This is a genomic window from Edaphobacter sp. HDX4, from assembly GCF_036877565.1.
GTDB lineage: Bacteria > Acidobacteriota > Terriglobia > Terriglobales > Acidobacteriaceae > Edaphobacter.
The window spans coordinates 145,745-172,148 of the sequence record NZ_JAEDXW010000012.1; the positions used below are offsets into that span (position 1 = coordinate 145,745).

At 58.7% G+C, this 26,404-nt stretch carries 29 protein-coding genes; 17 read left to right on the forward strand and 12 right to left on the reverse strand.

Annotated features, from left to right (window positions below; genetic code table 11):
- Window positions 1-46: 46 nt before the first annotated feature.
- A complete protein-coding gene (locus JAO29_RS13205; RefSeq protein WP_334268696.1) occupies window positions 47-979 on the reverse strand; it encodes a hypothetical protein in 933 nt (310 codons plus the stop codon).
- Window positions 980-1,218: 239 nt separating this feature from the next.
- A complete protein-coding gene (locus tag JAO29_RS13210; RefSeq protein WP_334268697.1) occupies window positions 1,219-2,334 on the reverse strand; it encodes a glycoside hydrolase family 76 protein in 1,116 nt (371 codons plus the stop codon).
- A 59-nt stretch (window positions 2,335-2,393) separates the two neighbouring features.
- On the opposite strand from JAO29_RS13210, the gene JAO29_RS13215 reads away from it, so the two are divergent.
- The 3 genes from JAO29_RS13215 to bla all read left to right on the forward strand — a co-directional run bounded on the left by JAO29_RS13215 (window position 2,394) and on the right by bla (window position 4,930).
- A complete protein-coding gene (locus tag JAO29_RS13215; RefSeq protein WP_334268698.1) occupies window positions 2,394-3,341 on the forward strand; it encodes a glycerophosphodiester phosphodiesterase family protein in 948 nt (315 codons plus the stop codon).
- A gap of 106 nt (window positions 3,342-3,447) precedes the next feature.
- A complete protein-coding gene (locus tag JAO29_RS13220; protein ID WP_334268699.1) occupies window positions 3,448-3,981 on the forward strand; it encodes a dihydrofolate reductase family protein in 534 nt (177 codons plus the stop codon).
- Window positions 3,982-4,054: 73 nt separating this feature from the next.
- Window positions 4,055-4,930 (forward strand): class A beta-lactamase, encoded by an 876-nt coding sequence (gene bla, locus JAO29_RS13225; protein ID WP_334268700.1) that lies wholly within the window; start codon window positions 4,055-4,057, stop codon window positions 4,928-4,930.
- A 102-nt stretch (window positions 4,931-5,032) separates the two neighbouring features.
- Here bla and JAO29_RS13230 read toward each other — a convergent pair whose 3' ends face one another.
- The gene (locus JAO29_RS13230; RefSeq protein WP_334268701.1) at window positions 5,033-5,599 is read right to left on the reverse strand and encodes an NINE protein; all 567 of its coding nucleotides are present in this window, start codon (window positions 5,597-5,599) and stop codon (window positions 5,033-5,035) included.
- A gap of 89 nt (window positions 5,600-5,688) precedes the next feature.
- On the opposite strand from JAO29_RS13230, the gene JAO29_RS13235 reads away from it, so the two are divergent.
- A complete protein-coding gene (locus JAO29_RS13235; RefSeq protein WP_334268702.1) occupies window positions 5,689-5,898 on the forward strand; it encodes a hypothetical protein in 210 nt (69 codons plus the stop codon).
- Window positions 5,899-5,974: 76 nt separating this feature from the next.
- Here JAO29_RS13235 and JAO29_RS13240 read toward each other — a convergent pair whose 3' ends face one another.
- Window positions 5,975-7,087, reverse strand: coding sequence for an acyltransferase family protein (locus JAO29_RS13240; RefSeq protein ID WP_334268703.1), 1,113 nt, complete (start codon window positions 7,085-7,087; stop codon window positions 5,975-5,977).
- Between the two features lie 117 nt (window positions 7,088-7,204).
- Entirely contained in the window at window positions 7,205-7,612 is a 408-nt protein-coding gene (locus JAO29_RS13245; RefSeq protein WP_334268704.1) for a cupin domain-containing protein, read from the reverse strand.
- Between the two features lie 136 nt (window positions 7,613-7,748).
- Here JAO29_RS13245 and JAO29_RS13250 point away from each other — a divergent pair, with 136 nt between their 5' ends.
- Window positions 7,749-8,276: a pyridoxamine 5'-phosphate oxidase family protein gene (locus JAO29_RS13250; RefSeq protein WP_334268705.1), complete on the forward strand. Its 528-nt coding sequence runs from the start codon at window positions 7,749-7,751 to the stop codon at window positions 8,274-8,276.
- A gap of 264 nt (window positions 8,277-8,540) precedes the next feature.
- On the opposite strand, the gene JAO29_RS13255 is transcribed toward JAO29_RS13250, so the two are convergent.
- On the reverse strand, window positions 8,541-9,101 hold the full coding sequence (locus JAO29_RS13255) for a PEP-CTERM sorting domain-containing protein (RefSeq protein ID WP_334268706.1): 561 nt from the start codon (window positions 9,099-9,101) through the stop codon (window positions 8,541-8,543).
- A gap of 94 nt (window positions 9,102-9,195) precedes the next feature.
- Window positions 9,196-10,470 (reverse strand): amidohydrolase/deacetylase family metallohydrolase, encoded by a 1,275-nt coding sequence (locus JAO29_RS13260; RefSeq protein WP_334268707.1) that lies wholly within the window; start codon window positions 10,468-10,470, stop codon window positions 9,196-9,198.
- A 43-nt stretch (window positions 10,471-10,513) separates the two neighbouring features.
- Here JAO29_RS13260 and JAO29_RS13265 point away from each other — a divergent pair, with 43 nt between their 5' ends.
- Complete coding sequence (locus JAO29_RS13265) at window positions 10,514-10,885, forward strand: hypothetical protein (protein ID WP_334268708.1); 372 nt, start codon at window positions 10,514-10,516, stop codon at window positions 10,883-10,885.
- Between the two features lie 51 nt (window positions 10,886-10,936).
- On the opposite strand, the gene JAO29_RS13270 is transcribed toward JAO29_RS13265, so the two are convergent.
- Window positions 10,937-11,857 carry a diacylglycerol/lipid kinase family protein gene (locus JAO29_RS13270; RefSeq protein WP_334268709.1) on the reverse strand — a complete coding sequence of 307 codons (921 nt, stop codon included), beginning with the start codon at window positions 11,855-11,857 and terminating at the stop codon, window positions 10,937-10,939.
- A 140-nt stretch (window positions 11,858-11,997) separates the two neighbouring features.
- Between JAO29_RS13270 and JAO29_RS13275 the strand changes: the two genes are divergently transcribed.
- The 3 genes from JAO29_RS13275 to JAO29_RS13285 all read left to right on the forward strand — a co-directional run bounded on the left by JAO29_RS13275 (window position 11,998) and on the right by JAO29_RS13285 (window position 15,559).
- A complete protein-coding gene (locus JAO29_RS13275) occupies window positions 11,998-12,375 on the forward strand; it encodes a hypothetical protein (protein ID WP_334268710.1) in 378 nt (125 codons plus the stop codon).
- Complete coding sequence (locus JAO29_RS13280; protein ID WP_334268711.1) at window positions 12,333-13,067, forward strand: glycoside hydrolase family 43 protein; 735 nt, start codon at window positions 12,333-12,335, stop codon at window positions 13,065-13,067. Before JAO29_RS13275 ends, JAO29_RS13280 begins: the two co-directional genes overlap by 43 nt.
- Before the next feature lie 515 nt (window positions 13,068-13,582).
- Window positions 13,583-15,559, forward strand: a complete 1,977-nt coding sequence (locus JAO29_RS13285; protein ID WP_334268712.1) for an ArnT family glycosyltransferase — start codon at window positions 13,583-13,585, stop codon at window positions 15,557-15,559.
- Window positions 15,560-15,738: 179 nt separating this feature from the next.
- On the opposite strand, the gene JAO29_RS13290 is transcribed toward JAO29_RS13285, so the two are convergent.
- Together JAO29_RS13290 and JAO29_RS13295 are read right to left on the reverse strand one after the other, a co-directional pair.
- Entirely contained in the window at window positions 15,739-16,425 is a 687-nt protein-coding gene (locus JAO29_RS13290) for a general stress protein (protein ID WP_334268713.1), read from the reverse strand.
- Window positions 16,426-16,477: 52 nt separating this feature from the next.
- The gene (locus JAO29_RS13295; RefSeq protein WP_334268714.1) at window positions 16,478-16,852 is read right to left on the reverse strand and encodes a BON domain-containing protein; all 375 of its coding nucleotides are present in this window, start codon (window positions 16,850-16,852) and stop codon (window positions 16,478-16,480) included.
- A 185-nt stretch (window positions 16,853-17,037) separates the two neighbouring features.
- On the opposite strand from JAO29_RS13295, the gene JAO29_RS13300 reads away from it, so the two are divergent.
- From JAO29_RS13300 to JAO29_RS13335, 8 genes are all read left to right on the forward strand, one after another.
- Window positions 17,038-18,207 carry an acyltransferase family protein gene (locus JAO29_RS13300; protein ID WP_334268715.1) on the forward strand — a complete coding sequence of 390 codons (1,170 nt, stop codon included), beginning with the start codon at window positions 17,038-17,040 and terminating at the stop codon, window positions 18,205-18,207.
- Between the two features lie 203 nt (window positions 18,208-18,410).
- Complete coding sequence (locus JAO29_RS13305) at window positions 18,411-19,826, forward strand: PP2C family protein-serine/threonine phosphatase (protein WP_334268716.1); 1,416 nt, start codon at window positions 18,411-18,413, stop codon at window positions 19,824-19,826.
- Window positions 19,827-20,012: 186 nt separating this feature from the next.
- A complete protein-coding gene (locus JAO29_RS13310; RefSeq protein ID WP_334268717.1) occupies window positions 20,013-21,029 on the forward strand; it encodes an alcohol dehydrogenase in 1,017 nt (338 codons plus the stop codon).
- Between the two features lie 291 nt (window positions 21,030-21,320).
- Entirely contained in the window at window positions 21,321-22,430 is a 1,110-nt protein-coding gene (locus tag JAO29_RS13315; RefSeq protein WP_334268718.1) for a two-component system sensor histidine kinase NtrB, read from the forward strand.
- 38 nt (window positions 22,431-22,468) lie between these two features.
- The gene (locus JAO29_RS13320) at window positions 22,469-22,930 is read left to right on the forward strand and encodes a response regulator (RefSeq protein ID WP_334268719.1); all 462 of its coding nucleotides are present in this window, start codon (window positions 22,469-22,471) and stop codon (window positions 22,928-22,930) included.
- Between the two features lie 319 nt (window positions 22,931-23,249).
- Entirely contained in the window at window positions 23,250-23,450 is a 201-nt protein-coding gene (locus JAO29_RS13325) for a hypothetical protein (protein ID WP_334268720.1), read from the forward strand.
- A gap of 138 nt (window positions 23,451-23,588) precedes the next feature.
- The gene (locus JAO29_RS13330; protein WP_334268721.1) at window positions 23,589-24,371 is read left to right on the forward strand and encodes a phage baseplate assembly protein V; all 783 of its coding nucleotides are present in this window, start codon (window positions 23,589-23,591) and stop codon (window positions 24,369-24,371) included.
- A gap of 80 nt (window positions 24,372-24,451) precedes the next feature.
- Window positions 24,452-24,691 (forward strand): peptide ABC transporter substrate-binding protein, encoded by a 240-nt coding sequence (locus JAO29_RS13335; protein WP_334268722.1) that lies wholly within the window; start codon window positions 24,452-24,454, stop codon window positions 24,689-24,691.
- 92 nt (window positions 24,692-24,783) lie between these two features.
- Here the strand turns inward: JAO29_RS13335 and JAO29_RS13340 are convergent, their stop codons facing one another.
- Window positions 24,784-25,650, reverse strand: a complete 867-nt coding sequence (locus JAO29_RS13340) for an FkbM family methyltransferase (protein ID WP_334268723.1) — start codon at window positions 25,648-25,650, stop codon at window positions 24,784-24,786.
- A gap of 323 nt (window positions 25,651-25,973) precedes the next feature.
- Window positions 25,974-26,404 (reverse strand): hypothetical protein (locus JAO29_RS13345; RefSeq protein WP_334268724.1); only part of this gene is annotated, 431 nt, incomplete at its 5' end.

Genomic DNA, 26,404 nt, shown 5'->3' on the forward strand with positions numbered 1-26,404 from the left:
GGTTGCAATTATTTGAGAGTTAAGTGACCGAATTGCATCATTTTAACTACATATTCGTGTGACCGGCCCGCATTTCCTCGTTGAAGCTGGGTCTGGTGAACTTGAGTCCCGCTTCCAACTCCTGGAAGTAGCCGTCGCGATGTCCCATCAAAGCCTCGGTGGGGATGGCAAAGTCGGTGTCCGCGGCGAGACAGACGATCCCTTCGCCGGCGAGGGCCTGGGCTGTCTTGCGAAGGTCTTCGATCGTGGTGTTCAGGTACTGGGCATCGCGGGGGTCGGCCAGCCAGACCGGCTCGCTTCCGCCGAGGACTCCCGAAAGCCAGAAGACCTTGGCGGCCAGGAACTCCATGCGCTGCGCCTCGGTGGTGTCATTAAAGATGAAGCGCTTCTGCTTCGAGCTGTAGTAGCGGGTGGTGACAGGAACCGGCTGACGGTTGCCGCTCTTGACCAGCTCAAGCTGTCCCTGGTCCATGGTCTTTCGGACCGCGTTGTAGATGAAGCTCTCGGCGAAGGGCTGCTCGAGCGCAGGTACCACCTCAGCGAAGGTGACTGTCATGGACGCGGCGACCTTGGCGTGGAGGATGCTCTCTTTTCCATCCTCGAGGCGGGCCTCGCCGTGAACGATGTGGGTGTCAGCGCCCGAAGTGGAAGAGTGGAAGGGCCACTCGAACTTGCCGAAGCTAAGGGGGAGACCGAGCATGGTCAGATAACAGTCCGGACGCGGGTTCCGGAGCCGGGTCGCGGACTCCCGCATGTAGGCTTCAACCACGCTCTTCAGGGCACCCTGAGAGAAGTCGAAGGCAGCGCTCAGCTCGAACGCCTGACGCTTTGCATTATTGGAGGCGAGCGCAAGGGTGAACCGCGCCGTCGGACCCCCGGAGAAGTCCTTGCCCTCTTCCACTGAGACCACAACCAGTCCTGCCGCCTTAGCTGCTGCTTCCACCTGCCCCGCCACTGCCGTCTGCGCTACTGTGCTCATTGCCTGTCTTCCTGAATCAGATTTTCCCGCAACCTGCTTATTTTACCGCCAAGGGCCTCGTTTCCCAGAATCAAGGAGATACGGTTGGTCGAAGGGTGAGGCGCAGAGTCGAGGAATCTCTCACTCTAAGGCTGAATGTGGATGATTCCTTCACGTGAGTGGAGCGCGGGCACGAAAGAATACGGGGGTCTGCTCTCCGGACTTGTGAACCTCCGGGGCTAGGGCGCTGAGAGCACCTTCTACTGCTTTATCGCTGTTACCAGAGCATCCAGCGCCGAGCTTTGCGTTCCCGCATTCGATTCGCCTGGAGGTCCTGACCAGACAGTCCCGAAGGTGTTCTGCGGAGTGCGGTCTTTGGCCCAGATGGAGTCCGCATTTACGGAGAAGGCTCTGCCGTAGACCGGTTCGGGAGCAATGGCGTTCAGGTCGCGCAGATTGCGCAGGAAGATTCCTTTGAACTGGATGCCGTCGGCTCCGCAGTTGGGCTCGCAGGGCTCATGGATGATGCCGGTCTTGTCGCTGAAGTGAGTCACGGCAGCGTCCGCGATCTGCCGCGCATTGGTGAGGACGTCGCCGCCGCCACCTGTCCGAGACCACTCCGCGAGCGCTCCGATGAGCACCCCCTGGTTGTAGGTCCAGATGGTCTTCTGGTTGTTGCGGCACTTGCCTGTAGCAGTGTCGATGACGAGACCGTCGTTGACGAGATGATCGCTGTTGATCATGCCTGTTGCCTGGAACCACTGCCACTCCTTCGAGGCCCAGTCGGCGTAGGCCTGACCTTCGGCGGAGTAGACGCGCGAGGCGAGGTGAGCGGCGACGGAAAAGAAGAGCTCGTTGGCGATGGCGTTCTTATACTTCTTATCCTTGCTCCACCAGATTCCTCCGCCGCAGGTCTGATCCCACGAGGCAGCCATATCCTCGAAGATGGATCGCGCCATGGTCAGATAACGCGGGTCGTGGGTCAGGTCCCAGGCGTTGATCCACGCGAGCGCCCACCAGCCTTCGTCGTCGTAGTAATTGTTGAGGAAACCGGGAAAGCCGGTCAGCTCCTTTTTGGCGTCGATGCGCTGCTCTTTGGGGATGGTGATCTGGGCCTGCTTGTAGGTGTTGGCGAGCACCTTCTCGTACTGCTTCGAGCCTGTGACGCGCATGTAATCGGTGATGGTGGTGATTGCGTTGGCCGCGTTCCACCATCCGGTGGTGCGATAGAGGCCCATCTTCGGCACGTACCACTGTTGCAGCGCTTGAACGCCGAGCTCTGCACGCTGCTTAGCGTCTGTTGGCGCGGTTTGACCCAGGCAGGCGGCAGCGGCGGCAAGACAAAGAGCGGAGACGATGATACGGCGCAAAGTCATCCCTCCGTTCTATCAGCACCTTCATCGCGTTGTAACTACCGGCGGTCACAATCGCTGTTATGCGTGGACATCTTGTCGCCCTGCTGCTGGCCGCAGCACTGCCTTCCTTCGCCCAGACTTCGGAGATTCTTGTCCATGCGCATCGCGGGGGTCGCGCCGCCCGGCCGGAGAATACGATTCCCGCATTCCAGTACGCTGCAGGGCTGAAGGTCGATGCGGTGGAGCTGGACGTAGCGGTGACCAAGGACAACGTGCTGGTCGTTTCGCACTCGCCCTACCTGACGCAGCCACACTTCGACGATCCGCGCATCAACGCCGCGCTTACCGGAGAGCGCCACTGTGACGGACCAGAGCTTCCGCCGGGAACGACGATTCACTCACTGACCCTGGCCGAGCTGAAGAAGTACGATTGCGGTGCGAACACTCTGAAGGCTTTTCCGAACCAGGTTGCGGTTCCGCACACGACGATTCCTACATTCGAAGAGGTGCTGGCGCTGGCGCCGCTGGGCAGCTTCGACTTCAACGTCGAGACCAAGATCTTTCCCAATCATCCGGAGATCACGCCGTCTCCCGAGGTCTTTGTACAGATGATCGACGAAGCGGTGCGCAGGCACCATCTGCAGTCGAGAGTGATCCTGCAGAGCTTCGACTTTCGCACGCTGCGGGAGATGAAGGAGATTGATCCTCAGATCCGTCTCTCGGCTCTCTTCGGACAGGCGAAGTACGACAAGCTGATGGGCATCAGCGACGAGGATAAGAGCTTTGCGCATATCGGCGAGGCGGCTGGATTGCGTAAGGGCGACTTTCTCTCGCCGGATGAGAGCCTCGCGACCCCGGAAGAGGTCCAAGCGGCCCACCAGGCAGGCTACAAGGTGGTTCCTTACACCAGCAACGACGCGGCGGGATGGAAGAGGCTGGCGGACGCTAAGGTCGACGCTATCCTCACCGATGATCCTGCGGGCCTGCTGGAGTGGCTGAGAACGCAGAACCCTCCGCTGCACCGCTAGACCTTTCATGACACTTCGCCAGTTTCGCAGGAGGCCAGCAAAAGATGGTTCAGGTGCAGGAGAGCTCTGACGTCAAAATTGGACGACACCGCGCAGGGGACGCGCTATGCTCGGTATTATGCGTCGACTGAAGTACTACGTCGCCTGCTCGCTGGACGGATACATCTCGCGGAGGGATGGGAGCGTGGACTGGCTGTTCACGGACCAAGACTACGGAATGGCCGAGTTCTTCAGAGGGGTGGACATTGCGGTGATGGGCCGCAGGACATGGGAAAAAGTCCAGGAGCTTGCGCCGGGCCGCGGCTTCGGGCCGGGCATTACGAACTTTGTATTCTCGCGCACACGACCGCCGGGAGTTTACCAGGACACCACCTTTGTCGCCGGCGACATCGGTGAGTGGCTGTGGAGCATTCGCCAGCAACCGGGCAGGGACATCTGGCTGGTGGGCGGCGGTGAGATGGTGCGGTCGTTTCTGCAACAGCGGCTGGTGGACGAGGTTATCCTCTCGGTCCATCCTCGCCTGCTGGGGCAGGGTGTTCCGCTGTTTCCGGAACCATATCCGGAGGCTGAGCTGGAGCTTTCGGGGTGCAAGCAATTTCCGACGGGACTGGTCCAGATGTTCTATCGCGTAAGGCATTGAGGTTACTCAAGCGGGTACGCCTCCCGATTCACAGGGGTTCCACAAGGGGCGTGCATAGAATCGCATACACCCCATGCCGAATCTGACACTTACCCGCCGTTCCGCCCTCGTCTCCATCGCCGCAGCACTCACCAGCCCGACTGCGTTGCTGGCCGCTTCGGCCGGAGACCTCGCTGAAAGACTGGCGGCGATCGAGGCCAAAAGCAAAGGCCGGCTTGGAGTCGCGATTCAGCTTTCATCCGGCAAACGAGTCGCACATCGCGGCGATGAGCGTTTCCCGATGTGCAGCACCTTCAAATTTATGGCGGCTTCGCTCGTGTTGCAGCGAGTGGATGCAGGGAAGGAACATCTTGATCGAGCGATCAAGTACACCAGGAGCGACCTTGTAGAGTACTCGCCGGAGACGGAGAAGCACGCCGGAGAAAGCATGACGGTGGCGGAGCTCTGCAAAGCAGCATTGACGCTGAGTGATAACACGGCGGCCAATCTGCTGCTGGCGAGCTTTGGCGGACCACCGGCGATCACGGCCTTTGCGCGCTCGATCGGCGACAAGGTGACGCGGCTCGACCGCACGGAGACGACTCTCAACGAGGCGACGCCGGGTGATCCGCGCGACACGACGGAACCGAACGCCATGATGGGCAATCTGCAGAAGATTTATTTTGGCAATGTGCTGAAGGCAGATTCCAAAAAGCAGCTTGCGGACTGGATGCTGGACAACACGACAGGCAAGGCAAAGTTTGTTGCAGGGTTGCCGGCAGACTGGAAGGTCGCGGACAAGACGGGATCGGGCGGCCACGGCTCGAACAACGATATCGGCGTGCTGTACCGGCCTTCGGGAAAGCCGATCCTGATTGCCTCCTACCTGACGGAGACAACCCTAACAACGGACGAGAAGAATGCAATCCACGCGGATGTGGCGAGGGCGATTCTGGCGAGCCTGAGATAGGTGTAGCGCCTCGTCCTTCGTGGTGCCGAATTGACATGAAGACCCTGGGGCGAGGACTTCATCGAACAGGCTATACGGGCGGAGTTATAAAGCGGACAGGAATCAGGCGCTGGGCTGACCCGCCACCGCGAGTCCGCAACGAGGACAGAATCCTGCGCCCGCGGCCAGGGGAGTCCCGCATGCGCTGCAGGTGGTGGAGTTGATGGCCAGCGGATAGCCGCCGACGTTGGCACCATTGGCACGAATCTGACCGGAGATATAGCTTGCCTGCATGGCGTTGTAGTCGCGAACGCGCCGGGGCATCAGGAAGGCTTCAACGAAGGCTACAATCGCGGGCAGCCCCGTCCAACTGAAGAGCAGATACAGGATGCCGAGCCCGTTGCGGCGCAGGTAGAAATGATGAAGTCCGAAGTTGCCGAGAAACACGGCAAGAAGAACTCCGACAACTTCGTCGCGTCGGGCATGCTCATATTCGGCGTAGAACCAGGCGCGCTGATGTTCAGTCATTCCAGCGGTGTAGATGGGATCGGTGAAGTTCAAAGCTGCCGTACCTCCGTCTGCTGATGAAGATACGCCCGCGACAGGCGGGAAGTTCCACGATGGCCCTGCGACTGCCGTGGTGTGGCTTGTCAGCGGACCAGGCTGGTCCCAATTTACAGGTTCTCGCACCGGGACTACATTGAACTCAGAATGGTGCCCGACAGCCGGGCAACAGCTTTTGACATTGGCGACTCAAAGCAAGCAGGAGGAGGCAAGCTATGGAACATCTGCAGAATGGACAGTGTGGTCTCTGTACTCACTTTGGTGAGACCCATCACTCGGCCCCGGCGCTGATTACAATTCTCAAGAGCCATGAGGCGCCTTTGAACATGGTGGATGAGTGCGGCCACCCGAAGCATGCAACGCTTCACCTGAAGGTCACGCCGATCAGCGGCTGTGATGGTTTTACGCCAGCGGCGGAGGCGTAAGCGAGATTCCCCCTCTAGAGGACAACATGAGCCCGGCACGTGCCGGGCTCATGTTGTCTAAGGAGGAGCCTCTCAACTATCTGTCGGCACGAACGGAGCGCGCGGTGAAGCGTTCCTTGAGTCGAAGGAAGGGCTTCTCCACCAGCTCGAAGGAGATGCTGGCGATGATCCACGCTCCTGCGAGACAAGCCATCGAGATGAGGGGCTTTGGAAGCCCGTGCATGGGCGATGTTACCGCCGGAATAACGAGCTGCTGATAGAGATACGTTGAGTACGAGATGCCGCCCAGATAGACGATGAATCGGTTATCCATCCAGCTGGCCTGCGGCGTCTCGATGAGCTGAAGGATAAGCAGCATGAGCAGCAGCGGGTCGATCGCGAATCCCACGACATCGCGATAGGCAAGTCCGAGCGGACCTCCGCCGAAGACGGAGAACGCCAGCGCCGCGAGGGTGAGGGGGAGATACCTTCGCCGCCGCAGCTGAACCATAAGGCGGGGTGCGGCGTTGATGTGGAGCAGGATGGCGAAGAGGCAGCCCACAAGGATGGCGTCGATGCGAGTCTCAAACGAGGTGTAGATGTACGGATCGCTTACACCGTGGAAGTACAGAAAGCTGCGATAGATCCAGAGCGCCGGTATGAGGAACAGAAGGCCCCGTGCGAGTGTGCCGAGGCGGTTGCGCAAGAGAACGAAGGCGGCAGGCCAGAGAAGGTAAAACTGCTCTTCGACACCCAGCGACCACGTATGGCTGAAAAGACTGCTGGGATAGTTATGCAGGCCCTGGTAGTAGTTGTTGACGTAGAGCAGCGCGCAGATCGCCTGGGGCCAGATGATTTTGGCGTGGCGCAGCAGAAGTGCCGCTATGGCGATGATCCAGTAGACGTAGAACGGCGGGAAGATGCGGAGCGAGCGGCGAATGTAAAAGTTGCGAAACGAGATGGTGCCCGTCGCCTCTTTCTCGCGAATGAGCAGGTGGGTGATCAGGAAGCCGCTGATGACGAAAAACGTGAGCACCCCAAAGCCGGCGGGGATCGCCTCATATCCGCTGTGATACATGACGACGATTCCTGCACTGACAGCTCGAAGGAAGTCGAGGCGGGGAATGCGCGCACCGGGGCGAAGCGGGCTGGCGGGATTCTCAACGGCCAGCGGTGTATGGGAAGCCAGAACTGGGGTCTCGGTATTCATCTGCAAATCTAGGGGCCTATAAAAGCTTAGCGCTCTTATGGGTTAGGAGAAGATGTAAATCTTCGATTGTTCTCGCCCGCATGGCTGCAGAAGGAAAAGCTCGCTCTCCGATAGACCTCAATACTGCGTTTTGATGAAGCTCTCGGGTGTGCCATCCGCGGGATTGACGAAGTGGATATCCTCGGGAGGACGTCGCGGCGTATCGATGGCGAGAACGGTGAAGGGGTGCTCGAAGATCGTCTGGAGAGCATGAACTGTGTTCTTCTTAAAGAAGACGAGCTCACCAGGACCGATCTCCTTTGGAGATTGTCCTTCGATGACGATCTCTGCGCGGCCGGTGAGAACGTAGAGATATTCGTCACAGCTGGTGTGGTAATGGGCGGGGGCGCGACGGTGCACGCGGAAGATCCGGCAGCTGGCAGCCGTCTCGTCGGTGAGGCGAATGTCCGTCAGCATGGTTTCTGCGTGATCGGGCAGTGTGGCGGCAAGCTGGGTGATGTTGAAGAATCTGCTGTTTGTGGACATGGGCTCCTCACGATTTCCGATGTTTCCGGCGCGCTCTCCACTGCCGGGCAGCCATTAAGCGAACGCTATTAGAAGAATATGGTGAGCCGCCGGTATCCGGGAAATTCGCATCCTAGAAAGCTGAGGAGCATGCGATATGAGTGAAAAACACGACCATGACAGCCACTACAAGGAACTGAGCGGCCACGAGGGGCTGGCAAAGATCGCGGAACTGGTCAAAGGGATTCGCATCGCCATGATGACGACAGAGGCCAAGGATGGCACGATGAGTTCGCGCCCGATGGCGGTGCAGGACGAGCCGTTCAACGGAACGTTATGGTTTCTCACGCGAAGAGGTTCAGAGAAGGTGGATGAACTCGATCAGGATCATCATGTCACCCTGACCTTTGCAGAGCCGAAGGATTCCAAGTACATCGCCTTGAAAGGGATGGCGAGCGTCAGTCAGGATCGTAGCAAGATCAAAGAGTTGTGGAACCCGATGTACAAAGCATGGTTTCCCAAGGGCGAGGACGATCCCGAGATTGCCGTACTGCGTGTCGAGGTGAACCAGGCAGATTACTGGGAGGCCTCCTCAAGCAAGCTGATCATGCTGGCCAAATATGTGGCGGCTTCCGTCACCGGCGGCAAAGTGGCGGTCGGCGAGGCAGGGCACGTGCGCGTGTAACCGATAGGACTCTTCGCGAGTCTCCGTTCGCGAGCCTTATCAGAGCCGATTCGTTATTACGGATTCACCTCAGATGCTTGTAGACGGCCGGGGTGAATCCGTACGCACGTTAAGCAGCTTTTCCGGTCTGGGCCTGAGATGTTGTGATGAATTCGAGGATATCTGCATTGATCTGGTCCGCATTCGTGGTTGGCATGCCATGAGGAAAGCCGGGTAGGCATCTCTCGGGAGAGTCTAGGGCTAGCCGATGCTCTACGATTGTTTTTAAGAGAAGAGACGCCGACGCCAACCCAGGATCGCGAGGGCGCCTGTTTCCAGCAAAGCTATCGTTGAGGGCTCAGGAACAGGTGATATCGCAGGCGTGATGGAACCCGTGACTTCAACATAGACCAGGGTGGGCAGGCCGTCATCCACAAGCAGCCAGTTATCGCAGTCGGTCCCGCAGGTGAGAGAGAAGGCTCCGGACGGATTGCTGGGGACGCGAATGCTGAAGGCGTAGTACTGGCTGGGATCGACCGCATTGTAGACAGTCGCGCCAAGCAGGCCGGGCGGAATGTCGATCGTGGTGGGACCGGGATTCGTGAAGGTGAAGATCTCAGACGAGGTCATATCGTCGAAGGACAGATTGGCGGAGGTCAGGTTTGAGCTCGCATCGAAGATCAGTGTGCCACTCAACGTGCCTACATCGGATCCGGAATGAATCCCTGAGGTCGGTGTAATGGCGGAGAGGTTGTAGACACCGACCGGAAGTGGCGCAGCGAGCAGAGGGGGAGCCTGAAAGGCTGCGAGTACGAACACGCCGAGGCAGAGAAGACGAGAGTTCATTCTCATGGGGGAGACTCCAATCGATAGGAGAAACGCGGCCCGGTGTTTCCGCTCATCGTAGCACGGTGGCCCGTCCTTCATCGGTCAGGTCGGCTCAGTGGGCTGCGTACTTCAGGTGCCCTTCGCGCCAGGGAACCGCGGTGCGTGCATTCAGATCGAAGACAATCTGGCCTGCACGCACTGTCATCTCCGGCACAATGCGCTCGGTTCCATCGACCTTTCCGCCAGCAAGGTCTGCGTAACCGAAGTGACCGTGATCAATGCGCAGAACAGCGATGTCTGCCGTAGAGCCGACGGAGATCTGGCCGAGTTCAGGATGCCCGATCTCTGTGGCGGGATTGGTTGTGGATTCACGGATGATCTCGGGGAGAGGGATACCCAGCGCGAGCAGCTTGCTCATCACGTTGGGCATGTTGAGCATGACTCCTGTGGCGGAGCTGATGTGGAGGTCGGTCGAGATGGAGTCGGGGAAGAAGCCGTTCCTGACCAGGGGCTCAGCGAGAGCGAAGTTGAAGGATCCGCCGCCGTGGCCGACGTCGAACTTGATTCCGCGCTTGCGGGCTTCGAGCATGTACGGCGCGGGTTTGCCGTCAGGTGTCAACAGTGGCGCGGGCATTCTGAAGACATGGGTGCTGATGTCGCCGGGGCGCAGCAGCGTGGAGATCATCTGCTGATAGGACTTGTTGTCGAACCAGCCGAAGTCCACCATGACAGGAAGATGATTGCGATTGCCGGCCTCGATAGCTGTCTTCACCGAGATGAAATTGGGCTGCTGCCAGTGAGCGGTCTTGATGCCGACGACGATGTCACGGTTCTGTTGAATGACCTTCGACAATTCGTCGATGTCCATGTCGTGCTCGTTCTGCTCGGCAGCGTCATCGGCGTTGGCCATCCCGGCTCCGACGATGTTGATGAACGCGAAGATGCGCGTTTTGGATGTCTCGATGACACGGTGGCGGAACTCGGCGAAGTCCCGCCAGCCTGAGGAGCCGGCGTCGGCGATCGTGGTGACTCCGTTGGGAACAGCCATCACGTCGGCCTGGACGGAGAGATCGCCGTTGCCCCAGGCGTTATGGCGAAGCCCGATGAAGACGTGCTCGTGAATATCGACGAGACCGGGTGTGAGATAAAGTCCGGTGATGTCGACAGATTTCTTTGCAGCGCTCGCGGGGATGGACGCTTCGATGGCGGCGATCTTTCCGTCGCGAATGGCTACGTCACGTTGAGCGTCCACATTGTTTCTGGGATCGATGACGTGGCCGTTGCGAAGGACGAGGTCGTACTGCTGAGCGTGCGCAGCAAGTGCGCAGACCAGGAAGGTGGCAGCCAGAATGCGAAGCATGGGTGGAAGTATATCGAAATCAAACACACCACAGCTTCTAAACCTTGAAGCTGCCCTAAGAGAGGTTCTGATGTCTGTTTTTGCTGTATTTATGTCGTGGCAGCCTTTCTGTGGTGGAGCTATCGTTCGATCAGTCGAGGAGGATTTCACCATGAGTTTCCTTCATTCAGCTATCGCACAGCAGACTCTGCCACTTGGTGGCTCACTTTCCTCAAAACAGTTCGCGCACCCTCTTCTGACGCCTTCCTTTGATATGGGGAAAAGGCGATCTTTTTCGAAGCGAATCGCTACTACCATCGAGCTCTGGTATCGAAGAGAGCGAAAGCTCAGCTCAGAAGAGTTCTATCAAACCCATGTAAATGCAATTTTTCTGGGAATGTATGTAGAAATGATTCTCGGAGTTGCAGCGGGCATCGTCAGCATCCTCGCGTTCGGGATCTGAATATGAAGAAACAGGATCAATGGACGATCGCTGGCAGTAAAAGACCACGCTCTATGTGGAGAGCGAGAGAAAATTGACCTGGACTTCCGCCATCTCGAGAGTGATCGGGGCATCGGGGGTGAGAAGGTCGAGAATCTCTCCGTCGGCCTGGAGAGCAGGAACCGCAGTGTAGGTGGCTCCAGGAATGGTTCGCGCTTGTACGCGCAGGACATCTTCATAGTGTGCAGCGGCGCGTGAGCTGGGCCTGCGATCACGCTGCCCCGCTCCGAGGGCCAGGGCTTCTATCGAGGCCTGAAGGAGTCGCATACGCGAAGATCCCTCGACGCTGGCGAGGCGCAGGAAGGGCAGATGCAATCCTCCGCCGGGCCGCCAGAGATTGAGAGCTTCGACACGAACGGCGATCATCTCAGAGGAGCGGCGCGTGATGACGTCTCCTTCGGTCGTGGTGATCTCGAGATCGAAGGGTTCGAGGAGATGCTTCGCAAGAACTTCGAATCCCGCAGCGAAGTACGCCAACCTGCCGGTGCGATGTTTCCGGTAACGGTGGGCTGTGCGCATCATCGCGGCATGTCCGCCGATCCCCGCCGACATGGCGAAGAAGAAGCTCTTTGGCGGAGCCCCACAGGTGAGCTTAGCCAGTGGCACGGCTACTGGCTTTGCGGTAAGAAGAGCGCGTGCTGCAGCTACCGGATTCCGGGGAAGTCCGAGGTTTCCGGCGAGGATGTTGCCCGTCCCGAAGGGGCAGATGCCGATCGGGATTCGTGTTCCGGCGAGCTGCTGCAGGAGTCCGAAGACAGTTCCGTCACCGCCGCAGACGATGACCGCGTCGAGTTCGTGCTCGTCCAGCACGGCCGCAGAGCTGGGCTGGGGCGCGGTCTCAAGAAGGCGGACCTCGATGCCTGCATGCTCGAAGATCTGCTGGATGCGCGGGATGGTTCTCCGTCGCCATGGCGAGAAGACGGGATTAACCATAATTGCGATCCTGCGCACGGTCTCATGCTACATCCGGAAAACGGTCCGGTTGATCCGTAGAATGTTTTGTGGGCGGCGTTGTGCTGCCGAAATCTGATCTTAACTTTCTGACGATCCAACTTGAAGACCCTGGAAGAATCGTGAATCGACATCTCCGCCGCGCCCTGATGCTTATCCTCTCCTTGCAACTGGTCTCGACCTCGTACTCTCAGGCGACCGCAAATTTGAGTCGGCAGGGGTGGTATGCCGATCCTGAGATTCACATCTTCGGAGGGCGGTACTGGATCTATCCGACTTCATCGAGCCCGGAGTCGGACAGCCAGGACAAGAGCTTCAATCCGCCGCAGCAAAAGCTGCGCGCCGGGCATGTGATTCATCCGGTGTACCTGCTGCACACCTCGCTCGACGCGCTCTCGTCTCCGGATCTGGTGCACTGGACGAAGCACAAGGACGTGATGGATGTGAAGGACGTCTCATGGGCGGCGTATGCGATCTGGGCGCTTCCGCAATCGAGCTGAAGGGCAAGTATTATCTCTTCTTCGCGGCTAATGACATTCAGAAGACGGACACGTTTCCCGGCGGGATTGGCGTAGCGGTCAGCGCTGCGCCGGGAGGTCCGTTTGTCGATGCTCTGGGCAAGCCGCTGGTCGGAGAGTTTCACAACGGTGCGCAGCCGATCGATCCGTTCGTCTTCAAGGATGATGACGGCACGATCTACCTGTACTACGGCGGCCAGGGTCACTGTAATGTGGCTCGGCTGGCCGGGGACCTGAAGAGCGTCGTGCCCATGAAGGACGGCGCGATGTATCGCGAGATTACGCCGGAGCACTATGTCGAGGGTCCGTTCGTGATCAAGCGAAAGGGCGTGTACTACTTCATGTGGTCGGAGGGAAGCTGGGAGAACTCGACCTACGGGGTTGCGTATGCCAAGAGTACGAGTCCGACGGGCCCGTTCGTTCGTGTGGGCAAGATCCTTGAGACCGATCCGAAGATCGCCAACGGACCGGGACATCACTCCGTGCTGCAGATTCCGGGAACGGACGAGTGGTACATCGTGTACCATCGGCATCCGCTGGGAACGACCGGGGCAAATCAGCGAGTGCTGGCGATCGACCGGATGACCTTCGATGCCAAGGGCGACATTGAGCCGGTGAAGATGACGGCGGATGGTCCAGGACCGCGTCCGGTGCCGAAGGGCAGGCAGGAGTAGAGGCATCATCCTGTCCAAAACACGTCCCACCCCCCTGCCTGTATTTTGTGCAAATTCTTCATATCGCGGGGCTTAGCTTTGGACCTCAGCTGCAAGATATTGATAATAAAAAGCTATAAGACAAATTATTGATAAAAATTAGTTAGCTCGTTTTTTGCGTTTTTTGACGGCGAGTTTTCCTTCCCTGTACATCAAATATCGCTCGGCAAACACGCGGATACGGTCCGGTTCTAGACCTATTTAAAGTGTGGCACGGGGAGAGGTATTCGTCGGCAGGCCGTATGACCTTTGCATTGATTGACTTGCAGAAGGTTGGAGCTTGACACGGGATGAGGAAGGTTCGAGCTTCGCTTGAATGAACCCACCTTAGCGACGAGGAGACCGTCGCGAAGATGGGGCACCCGGCGGTGTAGGCGCGCCGGGGGAAATACAGGGATCCTTCGCTTTGCTCAGGATGACAACGATTTAGTGACTTATGTGATGAGGGCTGCCCTTCACGTTGCGCTGCGATCACAATGCGGCTTTGCGTAGGCGATGGGATCGAGGGCATCGGTCTTGATTGCATTGTGTACGGAGAGTTTGGATCGGCTTGGGTTCCTGTGCGGGGGAACGGTGAGCTTGAGGTCGCGTGCGTTCTGTCACATTTCCTGCACGAGCCTCTGGAGTTTGCCGGGCGTGGGCATCAGAATCGGGAAGAGTTCCGGAGAGAGATGCGGATGCTGCAGATCGCGCAGAAGGTGCAGAAGGATCGAAGGGCGGTCTGGTATGGCGCAGGTGTTGCGGCTCTGCTGGTGGTGTTCTTTGCGCAGCTGCTGGCAGTGAACCGTCGTACCTCGATGTGCTGGGACGAGGGGCATCATCTCTTTGACGGCTACACCATCGTGCGGCATCACGACTACGGGCTGAACCCGGAGGCGCCTCCGCTGGCAAAGGTGGTGGCGGCGCTGCCGGTGCTCCCGATGCGGCTGTATGAGCCCCTGCAGCAGGGGCGCGACTCGCAGCTGGAGGCGTTTGTCGATGGGCGGGAGTTTCTGTTTCGGAACGATGCGGACCACGTGCTGGGGCGCGGGCGAGTAGCGATCTCGTTCTTCACGCTGGCGCTGGCGGTGATGGTCTTCTTTCTTGGCCGCCGCATGTTTGGAGTGACGACAGGTCTGATCGCGCTGGCGTTTCTGGTCTTCGATCCAAACCTGCTGGCGCATGGTGCGCTGGTGACGACGGATGCCGCGATCACGTGCATGGTCCTCGCTGCAATTTATTCCTGGTACAGTTACATATTGAAGCCCGATCTCCCCCGACTGCTGCTGGCGGGGGTTTTAGCGGGGCTGGCGTGCGCGACGAAGTTCACCGGCATCTTTCTCGCGCCATGCATGGTGCTTATGGTCGGGGTGGCCTATCTCGAAGATCGTGACCGCAGACTGGCGCTGAAGCGGCTTGCAGGAGTGGCGGTGGTGGGTGCAGTGGCGCTGGCCGTGCTGTGGGCTGCATACGGATTTCGTTATGCGGCCCGGCCCGATGGCCGGGCGCAGAATCCAGGGCTGGCGGCGTACCTGAACCAGTATGCAGCGGTGGCGAATCCGGCGCCGCTGCGCGTGATGGCGCGGGCGCACGTTCTGCCGGAGGCGTACCTCTGGGGGCTGGCGAACACGAAGCTCACCGAGCAGCGCGACATCAGCCACCTGTTCGGCAGGCTGCGGAGGCACGGCACGTGGATGTACTTTCCGGCGGTGATTGCGGTGAAGTCTACGCTGCCGTTTCTCGCGATGCTGGCGCTTGCAATCTACGTCGCGGTGCGCGAGAGGAGCCTGCGCCGGCGGTGGCTGATGCTGCTGGTTCCGGTTGCCGTGTTCCTGGGTCTGGCGATGCACTCGGACATGAACATCGGGTTGAGGCATATTCTGCCCATCTATCCTTTCCTGTACATCGTCGGCGCGTCGGCGGTGGGCTGGCTGGTGGCGCGGGACACGCGATGGCTGGTGGGCGTGGCGGCGCTTCTGGTGTTTCAGGTGGTCAGCTCGGCGCGATCGTTTCCGGGATACATGGCGTATGCCAACGAGGCCTGGGGCGGACAGAGAAACGTTCATCGGCTGCTGAGCGATTCGAACTCGGACTGGGGGCAGCAGTTGAAGACGGTGGCGGCATATCTGAATGAGCGCGGCGTGAAGCAGTGCTGGATGGCGTACACGGCGAGCGGTGTAGCGGACGAGAGATACTACGGCGTGCCCTGCCGTCCGCTGTCGACGATGGTCAACCTGTGGTGGATCCCGGCACCGATGGAGGTGCCGAGGGAGATCGAGGGGCCGGTGCTGATCAGCGATGATGAGCTGGAGGGGATCGACCTGCCATACGGAGCACCGAATCCGTATGCGGCGTTCAGGAAGTTGAAGCCCGCTGCGATTCTGGATGGCGGGGTGATGGTGTACGACGGGCGCTTTGATGTGACGGAGGCTTCGAAGGCGGTTGAGAGGGCTCGGGCGGCAAGGTCGCATTGAAGAGATGCGAGTTCTCCTGCGGACGCGCAGGCAAGGCAGATCTCGGCGCGGCCATAATAGGAATGCCTGAAGGTTGGTATTGTCTCGCTGTAAGGACGCGATGGAGATGCGAAACAAGAGGCTGTGAGCGATCGCAGCCTCTTGTTCATTCTTCCGCCCCGGTGTAATAGCCGAGGGAGTTACATGTTGCGATTGGGTGCGACATCATCTTCGATGGCAGTGTCGGACACGACCACGTCAGCGGTTTTGTCGTTGCTGAGGCGACGATCTTCCAGATCGCGGTCCTGGATGTTGTCGCCGGAAGACAGGTCGCCGTAGGTGCTATGGGCTCCCTCTTTCTTTGAAGAGCTTGCCTCGCTGGCGGAGGAGATGTCTTTGGCGCCGGTCTCTTCGAGCGAGCGCTTTGCGGAGTCCACCTGCTCGGAGGTATCGCAGTGCACGGAGAGCAGCGTTCCGCCGCTTTTGACGGCGCCTTCGTAGCGCTTGGCCTCATACTCCGGGATGCCCATTCCGACCAGGGCTCCGACGAGTCCACCGACCGCGCCGCCAACGCCGACTCCGGCGAGTGTAGCCATGATGGGACCGGCGGCGATGAGCGGACCTACGCCGGGGATAGCCAGTGCTCCGATGCCGGCGAGCAGACCGACGGCACCTCCGACGAGGCCGCCCGTGGTAGCGCCGGTGGTTGTGCCTTCGGGAGCCTTGGTGCTCTTGGCATGCGCAAAGGCACGAGAACTTTCATCGTCGGGGAGAAGAACGGAGATGGATGCGTTGGAGAAGCCATTTCGAAGAAGCTGGTCGACTGCCGCTTCTGCTGTTTCGGGATTGGCATAGATGCCGTAGACCGCTGTGTTTTTGCCTGCCATAGATAGCTCCTTGCTGCGTATGCAGCGTACCGGAGAGGGCTCCGGGGTTTAATTACTTGACGGTGAGCTGATTGGTGACTTTATCTGCCGTGACGATGCCGCCGGCGAGGTCGGCGACCTTCGCCTTTTCTTCCTCGGATTTGACGGGTCCCTTGAGAGTGACTGCGCCGTCGACGGTGATGATCTTGACGTTGTGGGCGTACGTCGAGAGATCCTTGTCGGCCATGAGGGCCTTCCTGATCTTCGCTGTCGTCTCGCGGTCGGTTTTGCTGTTGCTCTGCTGGTCAGCGCTCTGGGTTTGATTGGGCTTGTTCTTGTTCTGATTTGAGTTGTCAGGCATCTGCGCCGCGACAGCGAACGAACCTGTTGCGAGACACAACATTACCGTTGCGGCCGAAGCCGCATGTTTCCACTGCATCGAAGCCATAGAGTGAACCTTTCCCGAAGCGGGCCTGCTTCGGTTTCCCGGGCCGCGAAACATCGATCGAACGCGGCTCCGTCGAGCTTGTACTGTGGATGTGATGGCCGGTGGGGAGGGAGAGTTGTCTTCACAAAAGGTTGCCCGGATTCGGTGAGCCGCTGCGTGTCAGGAGCATTTATCCTTGTGGGCCTATGAGCCAGCGACCTGGATACCTGCAGACTAAAGCTCACTACGAGATTCTCGATGGGCTGCGCGGCGTAGCGGCGATGATGGTCGTGCTGTTCCACACCTTTGAGGCGCACGCCGGGGGCAGCGTGTTCCGGCAGATCATCAATCACGGATATCTTGCGGTGGACTTCTTCTTCCTGCTGTCCGGCTTCGTGGTGGCGTATGCCTACGATGATCGCTGGGGGAAGATGACGCAGTGGGATTTCTATAAGCGGCGCCTGATACGGCTGCAGCCGATGATCGTGATGGGCAACATCATCGGTGCGCTGCTGTTTTACTTTCAATCCTGCCCGATGTTCAACCTGGTGAGCGCAACGCCGGTATGGAAGGTCCTGCTGGTGATGCTGGTGGGCTTCACGATGATTCCCCTGCTGCCGTCGATGGATATCCGCGGATGGCAGGAGATGCATCCGCTGGATGGCCCGGCGTGGTCGCTGTTCTTCGAGTACATCGCGAACGTCCTGTATGCGCTGGGCCTGCGCAAGATCTCGAACAAGGCTCTGTCGGTGCTGGTGGTGTTGTCGGCCGGGTTCCTGATCCATCTGCTGGTGTGGGGACCGAGGGGAGACGTGATCGGCGGGTGGAGCGTGACGGCGGAGCAACTGCACATCGGTTTTGCGCGCCTGTTGTTTCCATTTCTTGCGGGCATGCTGCTGATGCGTGTGGGCAAACGAATCCATGTGCGCGGAGCGTTCGCGTGGTGCAGCCTGATTCTGATCGCGGCCTTTTCCATTCCGAGGATCGGTGGACCGGAGCATCTGTGGATGAATGGACTGTACGAGGCGTTTGCCATCATCGTTGTCTTCCCGGTAGTGGTGGCGATGGGTGCGGGAGATCGCGTGGTGGCGGGAGTGGAAGAGAGGGTGTGCCGGTTTATGGGCGACATCTCGTACCCGCTGTACATCACGCACTATCCGCTGATCTATGTGTACACGGCGTGGGTGACGCGTCAGAAGGTGCCTTTCGCTTACGGCGTTGCAGGCGGTGTGCTGCTGTTTGTCGCGGCGGTGACGATTGCCTATGGGTCCCTGAAGTTGTACGACGAGCCGGTGCGGAAGTGGCTGAGCGAACGGTATATGGGGACACGCAGCGAGGGTGGCGTGAGGAAGGATTCTGTGAAAGCAGCTCGCTGAGAGGCGAGTCTGGGTGGCGGAATCGGCGCGCGCGGCCGAACGGCAGGTTTTGCGAAGGCAAATAAGTCTCGTGCTTCGATTGGCATCGTTCTGCGATGCCGGCTGCGGCGAGTTGTTTAATGTCTTGCGTTTTGACGCCGCGATAGGAAGAATTGGTCTCCACGGAATGCAACCGTTCCTGAGATAAGAGAGCGCATGCGGTCATGAGTCCGATGAACACCGTCGATGTGGACTCGCTGGCCTTTCGCAAGGCCCTGCTGGAGAGTGAATGTCGTCGTATCTATGGCGTAACCACATTCCTGCTGGTGTTTACAGCAGCAATCGTGGTTCGCGGGATTCTCTATTCCTCGCATATGAGCATGTGGGGAACGGTGATTCTGCTGCTGCTGGTGGCGTATGAGGCGTGGACCCTTGGTGTGGTGAGACGTGCACTGAGGGGTGGGCGGGACCTTCCGGCCGCGATGTGGATGTTCAATATCGTTCTGGAGATAGCGGCCCCGGCAGTGGGAGTGGCGTACTTCTCGAACCCGCTGCTGGGCGAGTACAGAGCGATCGAGACACCGTGGGTCCTGGCGTTCTTTCCCCTGATTATGCTGTCGGTGCTGCGCCTGAACCCGCTCGTCTCGCGAATTGCAGGAGCCGCTGCCGCGGTGGGATATCTGGTGGCAGCGTATATCGACGGCTGGCGTCCCAGCCTAGAGAGCCTGAGCCACCATACCGTGGCCCAGACGGCAGTCGCATTCTACGCAGCGATCCTGCTGGCGAGCGGTCTGATTGCGGGGATGATCGGCAGCGAGATTACGAAGCATGTGAAGGCCGCGCTGCACGAGGCGGAGATGACCCGGCAGCTGAAGGAGGTAGAGCACGATCTCGAGATAGCAAGGTCGATTCAACAGTCGCTGCTACCAACGATCAGGCCGACCATCCGTGGCATGGAGATCAGCGGATGGAACCTTCCAGCCGATGCGACGGGAGGCGACTACTTTGATTGGAAGAGAATGCGTGACGGCCGCCTGGTGGTGACGCTGGCGGATGTGACCGGACATGGCATAGGTCCGGCGCTGCTGGCTTCGGTGTGCCGCGCGTATGCGAGATCGAGCTTCGATACGCATGACAACCTGGTGAAGGCGCTTGAGCATGTGAACCAGTTCTTCGGGGAAGACCTGATCGGCGGTGGCCGCTTTGCGACGTTTGTGGCGGCGGTGTGTTCGGCGGACGAGAGCAGGGTGGAGCTGCTGTCGGCGGGGCATGGCCCGTTGTTTGTGTACTCGTCGGTCCGCGACAGTTTTGAAGAGCTCGCAGCGCAGGCGATTCCGCTGGGTCTTCTTCCGGAGTTGAATTCATCGGAGCCGGTCACGCTGCACATGGAAGTCGGTGACATGGTGGTGCTGGCAACAGACGGCTTCTTCGAGTGGGAGAACGCAGAAAGCGAACAGTTTGGAGTCGCAAGGCTGACGCAGGCAGTGCGGAATGCGCGTCATCTTCCATCGGAACAGATCATAGCGGAGCTTTACAGCGCGGTGAAGGCCTTCGCGGACGGAACGAAGCAGGTGGATGATCTGACTGCGGTAGTGATCAAGCGAGTGGATGCGGAGACCGGAAAACCGCTGGTCGTCTGAAATGTGGCCGCATGCGGGGCTGTAACAGGGCCTGTGGCGGGGTGCAGCAGACGGGTTATGACGGTCTAAGGATTGATGCGATGTTGATGGCAGCTACAGCAACAAGCTGCTGACATGGAATCAAGGATTACCGGGCCTGGCATTCGGACTTTGAGTTCTACTTCAATTTTGACAAGGAGATTTTTTATGGCGAAGATGCGTGCGGTGCAGGTTCCCAAGGCAGGTGGCGAGTGGGAGTTGGTGGAGCGGGAGATTCCGGAGCCGGGTCTGGGGAAGGTTCGGGTGAAGGTACAGGCGTGCGGTATCTGCCACAGTGATTCGGTGACCAAGGACGGACTTCTTCCAGGGATTCAGTACCCGCGGGTTCCGGGCCACGAGATAGTGGGCGTGGTGGACAAGCCGGGAGAGGGTGTCAAGGGGTGGACGGTCGGCCAGCGCGTCGGTATCGGCTGGCATGGTGGCAACTGCGGATACTGCCACAACTGCCGCCGAGGAAATTTCTTTGCATGCACGAATGATCTGCAGACGACGGGCGTGAGCTTCGATGGCGGATATGCGGAGTATGTTGTGGCTCCGGCGATAGGGCTGGCGGAGATTCCGGAGGGGCTGAGCGCAGTCGAGGCTGCTCCTCTGATGTGCGCGGGGCTGACGACGTTCAATTGCTTGAGGAATGCGGGTGCGCGACCCGGTGATGTGGTCGCCGTGCTGGGACTGGGCGGATTGGGCCACCTGGGTGTCCAATACGCGGCGAAGATGGGATTCAGAACGGCGGCGATTGCGCGGGGTGCGGACAAGGGCGAGCTGGCAAAGAAGCTGGGCGCGGATGTCTATATCGATAGCCAGACAGAGGATCCGGCGGCGGAGCTGCAGAAGCTGGGTGGAGCACAGGTTGTGCTCGCTACAGTTACAAATGCGGATGCCATGGCAGCGGTGATGGGCGGCCTCGGAGTGACGGGTACGTTCATGATCGTGGGTGCAGTACCAAAGATGGAGGTTCCTGCGATCCAGATGATTCTGCAGTCGCAGACGGTGCAGGGATGGTACTCGGGAACATCGATGGATTCGGAAGATACGCTGAACTTCAGTTTGCTGGAGGGGGTTCGTCCGATGAACGAGATATACAAGTTTGAGCAGTTCAAGGAAGGGTACGAACAGATGATGAGCGGGAAGGCAAGGTTCCGGGTCGTGATGACGATGGAGTAAGACTGGGCATGGATTGCCTGCATGAGCGATGCTCCTCCGTCTGCGAGCGTTCCCTGGAAGGGAGGCAGTGATCCACTGCAGCTATCCGTGCCATCTCCGCAGTACTAATGGAGCACTCGATGTGCGGGGGATTCGGTAGTGTCCCTGCCCCCCGCGGTCCGGCAAGTTTTATGGCATGGGTACCTGCCCCATTGTCTTAATTGCCGAGGTGAAGAATACTTGTGATGTGGGATGACTTTCATTGGTCGATCTTTTAGGGCAGAAAAGACCGCAATGGCTGAGCAGGATAAAATGTCACCGCAATCGGGGAAGCATGAAGAGGATTATTCACACTCTTTGCTGGCTGCGATCGTCCAGTCGTCCGATGACGCGATCATTAGTAAGAATCTAAACGGAATCGTTACAAGCTGGAATGACGCCGCAGGACGAATGTTCGGGTATACGGCGGAAGAGATGGTTGGCGAGTCTATCGTGAGGCTGATTCCCCCGGATCTGCGTCATGAAGAAGAGATGATCCTCACTAAGCTGAGATCTGGAGAACGGATCGATCACTATGAGACCACAAGGATCAGGAAGAACGGGGAGCGGTTTGAGGTCGCGGTAACCATCTCGCCTGTTAAAGACAGGACGGGTCAGATCGTCGGCGCTTCCAAGACGGCCCGCGACATTTCGGACCGGAAGAAGATCGAGCAGACGCTGATTGAGTCGGAAAAGCTCGCTGCCACCGGACGCATGGCCGCAACCATCGCTCATGAAATTAATAATCCGCTCGATGCAGTGATGAATCTTGTCTTTCTCGCGCGCACCAGCGACTCTCTGAAGCAGGTGAAAGGCTACCTGCAGACCGCGGAAGAAGAGTTGGAACGCGTTGCACACATCGTGAGGCAGACGCTGGGCTACTACCGTGAGACGGGTGCTCCCGTGGAGGTGGACGTCCGGGAATTGACGGAAGATGTGCTGATGGTTTATCAGAGGAAGCTCCGTGCCTACAATATCTCGGTCGATTGCCAGTTCGATCATCATCGCCCAATCACGGTCAACAAGGGTGAGCTGGTGCAGGTGCTCTCAAATGTGATCGCCAACTCCATTGATGCCATGCCTGAAGGTGGAGTCCTGCAGGTTCAGATCGGGGAGACGAAGCATTCAGAAGAAGGGATTCAGATTGTTATCCAGGATAGCGGGACGGGTATCCCCCAGGAGAATCTGGAGCGGATCTTCGAGCCGTTTTTCACCACGAAAGGCCAGCTCGGCACGGGCATCGGCCTTTGGGTAGCCAAACAGCTGATTGAAAAACAGCGGGGGCAGATTGCAATCACCAGTGGCACGGATACTGGTAACTGCGGTACGACTCTGGTCATCTTCCTTCCATTCGCCATCCCCCAGAGTGGGACTTCCGTATAGGCAATCGAGCAGATAGCGTGAACAGGGGAGGTGTGTACATGCAGGGAGTTGACCCGGGAATCTTTCAAGCGGCGGTTAAGTTTGGACCGAATCTCGCCCGTGGCAACAAGCGCAACACGGAGTCTAAGAGATCTGCGGCTGAGAAGCCTACGGTCCTGGTGGTCGACGACGAGGAGCTGATCGCCAACACCACGGTGGAGATTCTGAATAGGTTTGGCTTCCGGGCGGTCTTCGCCTATGACGGAAAAACGGCGCTGGAGATAGCCGCAAAGCTCAAGCCGGACTATCTACTTACAGATGTGCTGATGCCCGGCATCAACGGAGTGGAGCTTGCAATTGCCATCAGCAAGATGCTGCCTGCAACGAAGATCCTGCTCATTTCCGGACAGGCTGGAGTCTCAGATGCCCTGAGCCGGGGTGAACGAAAAGGTTATTCGTTTGAACTTATTGCAAAGCCCATCCATCCGGAGAGATTGATGGAAAGGCTAAAAAAGAAATAACAGCAGGTTGTAGCCCAGCGTATGACGGGACCATGACGGGCACCCCCACTCATGTCGCGATGAGGCTGCTCCATGAATGGCCCCCCGAGATAGGGCAGTACGCCGCTCGCGTTAAGTGCCCTCGCGGATCTTTTTAGGGCTATGATGGTGAATCGGCGCAAAAGCCCGGATCCAGCTTGATCCACGATGTAACAAAGAGGCCGCACGAATTGGCACGCGGTCATCGCCTGCCAATGTGATCAAAGACACTGCAGTTCATCCGCGCTTCAGAGAAATACTTTGCCCATCTGATCCGCCGCAAAGAAGTATCGGAGGCCTCATGCGTTCTGAAGTGATCTTTCGTGCAAAAGAGACTCTTTCCAATCGTTATCAACTCTGCCAGACGGCAGCAAAGACAACGCGCCGGCTGCATATCGCCTCGCGAAACACACAGGACACGATCAATAGCGCGTTCGAGAAGATTGCTTCTGATTCTCCTGTGCTGGCGATCCAGCCGAAGCTGCCGTACGGCAATGCCTAGCGGTGAATGGAACCGCCCGGGCTGAAGCTCGTTTCCGTATGAAGAGGGTGTGACAGCCGAGGGGCTATGCTCAGGCGAGTTCCGAAGCCGTGCCCCTGAGCGAGAGCATCGCTGCCTGGGAATAGGCGGGAGGGATGCGTGAGCACTATCAGCGGTGTAGCCGTTGCGACCATCTCTGATCTGGCGGACCCATTGGCGCAGGGACGCGTCCTGATCCGTTTGTCGGGCCCGATGGCTACCGGCACGCAGGAATGGGCGCAGGTTGTCAGCGCCGTCGGCCCTGACGGACAACTGCAGGTGAATGACAAGGTATTGGTGGCGTTTGAGAACAGTGATCCGAATCGTCCTTATGTGATTGGAAGGTTGTGGCAAGGCAGTTCTTCACCACCTGAGCAGGCAGGCACGCACGCGGTGCGGCTACCGAGTGGGGCAAGTCTGCACCCAATCGCCGGAGCTGATGGCTCCAGCATTTGTGCGGCGAGTGCAGACCTCGAGCGGCAGGTAGCTCCGTGGCTTGCATCGACCGAGCCTCTGTTGAGAGTACTGGCGCTGTTGAAGCCGTTGATCGAGATTGTGAAGACTTTGCCCTCGGCGCCGCCAGCGTCTCTCAAGGAGTTTGCCAGGGCGGCCATGGCTCTCCAGCCCGCGCTGCTGATGAACTCGCCTGCCGATGCGGTGCCGCTGGTGAGGGATCTGCTGTGCCTCAGTCTGCAGTCGCTGACGTGTCTCGAATCTTTGCCGCCTGTTGAGCAGGCACGAGCCGCGATTGGGATTCAAGGGGTTCTGGACCTTGGCCGCTCCTTCTTCGAGATAGCGGGTGTGCCACCGATCCGGCTGTCCGTGCTGAGTGATCCTGCCGGACTTTTGGCGGATATCGATGCTGTAAGAGCGGCTGTTGATGCGCTTAGCGGCTGTGTGTAGTCGATATCTGATCTCCCAAAACCACCCTGCGCTTTGAATAACCACCGGCGCGGGTTCAAGCGGGGGGTAAGATCGTCTGCATGATACGCAACCGCAGCCTCAAAGCGAGAGCACGGAAGGGCGCGACCATTGTTGGCGTGGCCATGGTGGGGACGGCGGTGGGAGCGATGGCCGTGGGAGCAATGGCGATCGGTGCGCTCGCGATCGGCGCCCTGGGGATCAACGCGCTGGGGATGGGCACGGGAAGGATTGAGGAGCTGAGCATCGGCAAGCTTACGGTGGATGAGCTTGTGATTAGGAAGCGCGGGGAAGTGGGCTAAGCGGATGCGGTGAAGGTTCGAAGCATTCGCTTCGAATGCGGAATAATGCGAATGAGTCGCGTGAACGGGGCACCCGGAGAATAGATGGGAATTTATGTATGTGCTACCTGCCCGATGGCACCCGCAGCGGCTCGGCAGTCAATCGAGACGATGTTTTCGTGCTGGATAAGAAGCTCGCGCCCGGCCTGCGCGTGAAAGCGAAAGAAGCCGAGCGACGTCGCCTGACCGGGAAGGAACCAGTCGTGGGGTTCCATGATGATGATGGGGAACTGTGCAATGGTCGAGCAGTCGCCATCGAACAGGGGCTTCTCCGCGCCTTCGATATCGAGCTTCAGCAGAAACGGTGTGTAGGTCGCAGGTGACTTCTGTTTCAGAAGGGTTGGCAGGCTGAAGGTAGGCAGGCCGCTCTCAGGGCCTGCGGGAATGGTGCGGTAGGCAAGGCTTCCTTCTCCTGGATCGATGAGTGAGGCGAAGCCGTCCTCGGATGCGATTCCTGCCAGATGCAGGTCCGCATCGAGGTGCGCGCAGTTGCGCCGGAGAAGCTCGAAGTTGTCTGGCGCAGGTTCGATAGCAAGGACATGCGCGCGCGGATAACGCGAAGCGAACCACAAGACGCTCGCGCCGATGTTGGAGCCGCAGTCCACGATGAGAGGCTGTCGTCCTGAGGCGAGAATCTGCTGGTAGAGGTTATCGATCATGATGCAATGCGCGCGTCGAGGAAGATCGTACTGTCGATCTTCGAAGCACTGTCGAATCACGGAATAATCCGCAAAGGTGCGGCGATGCAGAATGGCGGTGCGCTGGCCGTTGCAGTTGAGACGGGTTAACTGCAGTTGCGGCGGAACTCCGGGATGCAGCACCTGGCGGGCAAGGTGGACTGCAGGCCGCGCCGCTCTGCGAATGATGCGCCCGACTGATGTCGTGTTAAGTGCCGCGACTGTTTCGGCCTGAAGATTCATCGGCTTCCCTTGCACAGTGATGGCTTGCCCGATGGGGAAACGCTATACCGTAGCGCGATCAAGGGCAAATGGATTTTGATAGAGGATTTCCACTTAGGTCTCCCTGAGGCGTGTTCGGAGCAGTCTTCAAAGGCCAAGCGCGTTTGCCGGGATGGTGAGTAGGTTGAACTTCACTCGATGGTTCCCATGTCTCAAGGCGAGACATGGGGCACCCGGCACCCGGCACCCGGCGGAGTTCTTTGGTAGGGGCCAGGGCGTTGAGCCTGGTTCGATGTCAGCGTCGCCGTACATATGGGTACCCCTTTCTTTTTTGTGCAAAATCTTCAAAATAGATAATTTAGGTCTGGACTTCTAGCGCAATCCGGTTGCCAAACAGGAGAAAGCCCAATGAAATCGACTTGGGCGCTTGCAAAATATTCAAAAGAGGTTATTTGATAGATCAATAAGAAAGCCCCGGCGGGTGCCGGGGCTTCTTTTTGTTGACCTGCTTCTATTGTAGAAAATCGGGGCATGACAATGCGCACTTTCCGGCGGTTTATCTCTGTCCCGGAAGTGATCTGGATGGTGGTGGATAGGGATTTCGAGATCGTCCTTCGTGGGTTCGGGGGCTTGACAGGAGATGGGAGAGGTTTCGCGCGAATGTCCGCCGTGCGGTGAGGCGGCATGAGATGCGCCACCCGAGCCACTCCGCCAGAGCGGAATAAGATCGGTCGTTTCCCCTGCGGGCTCCACTCCTGGCCTTCGGCAGAGCGGT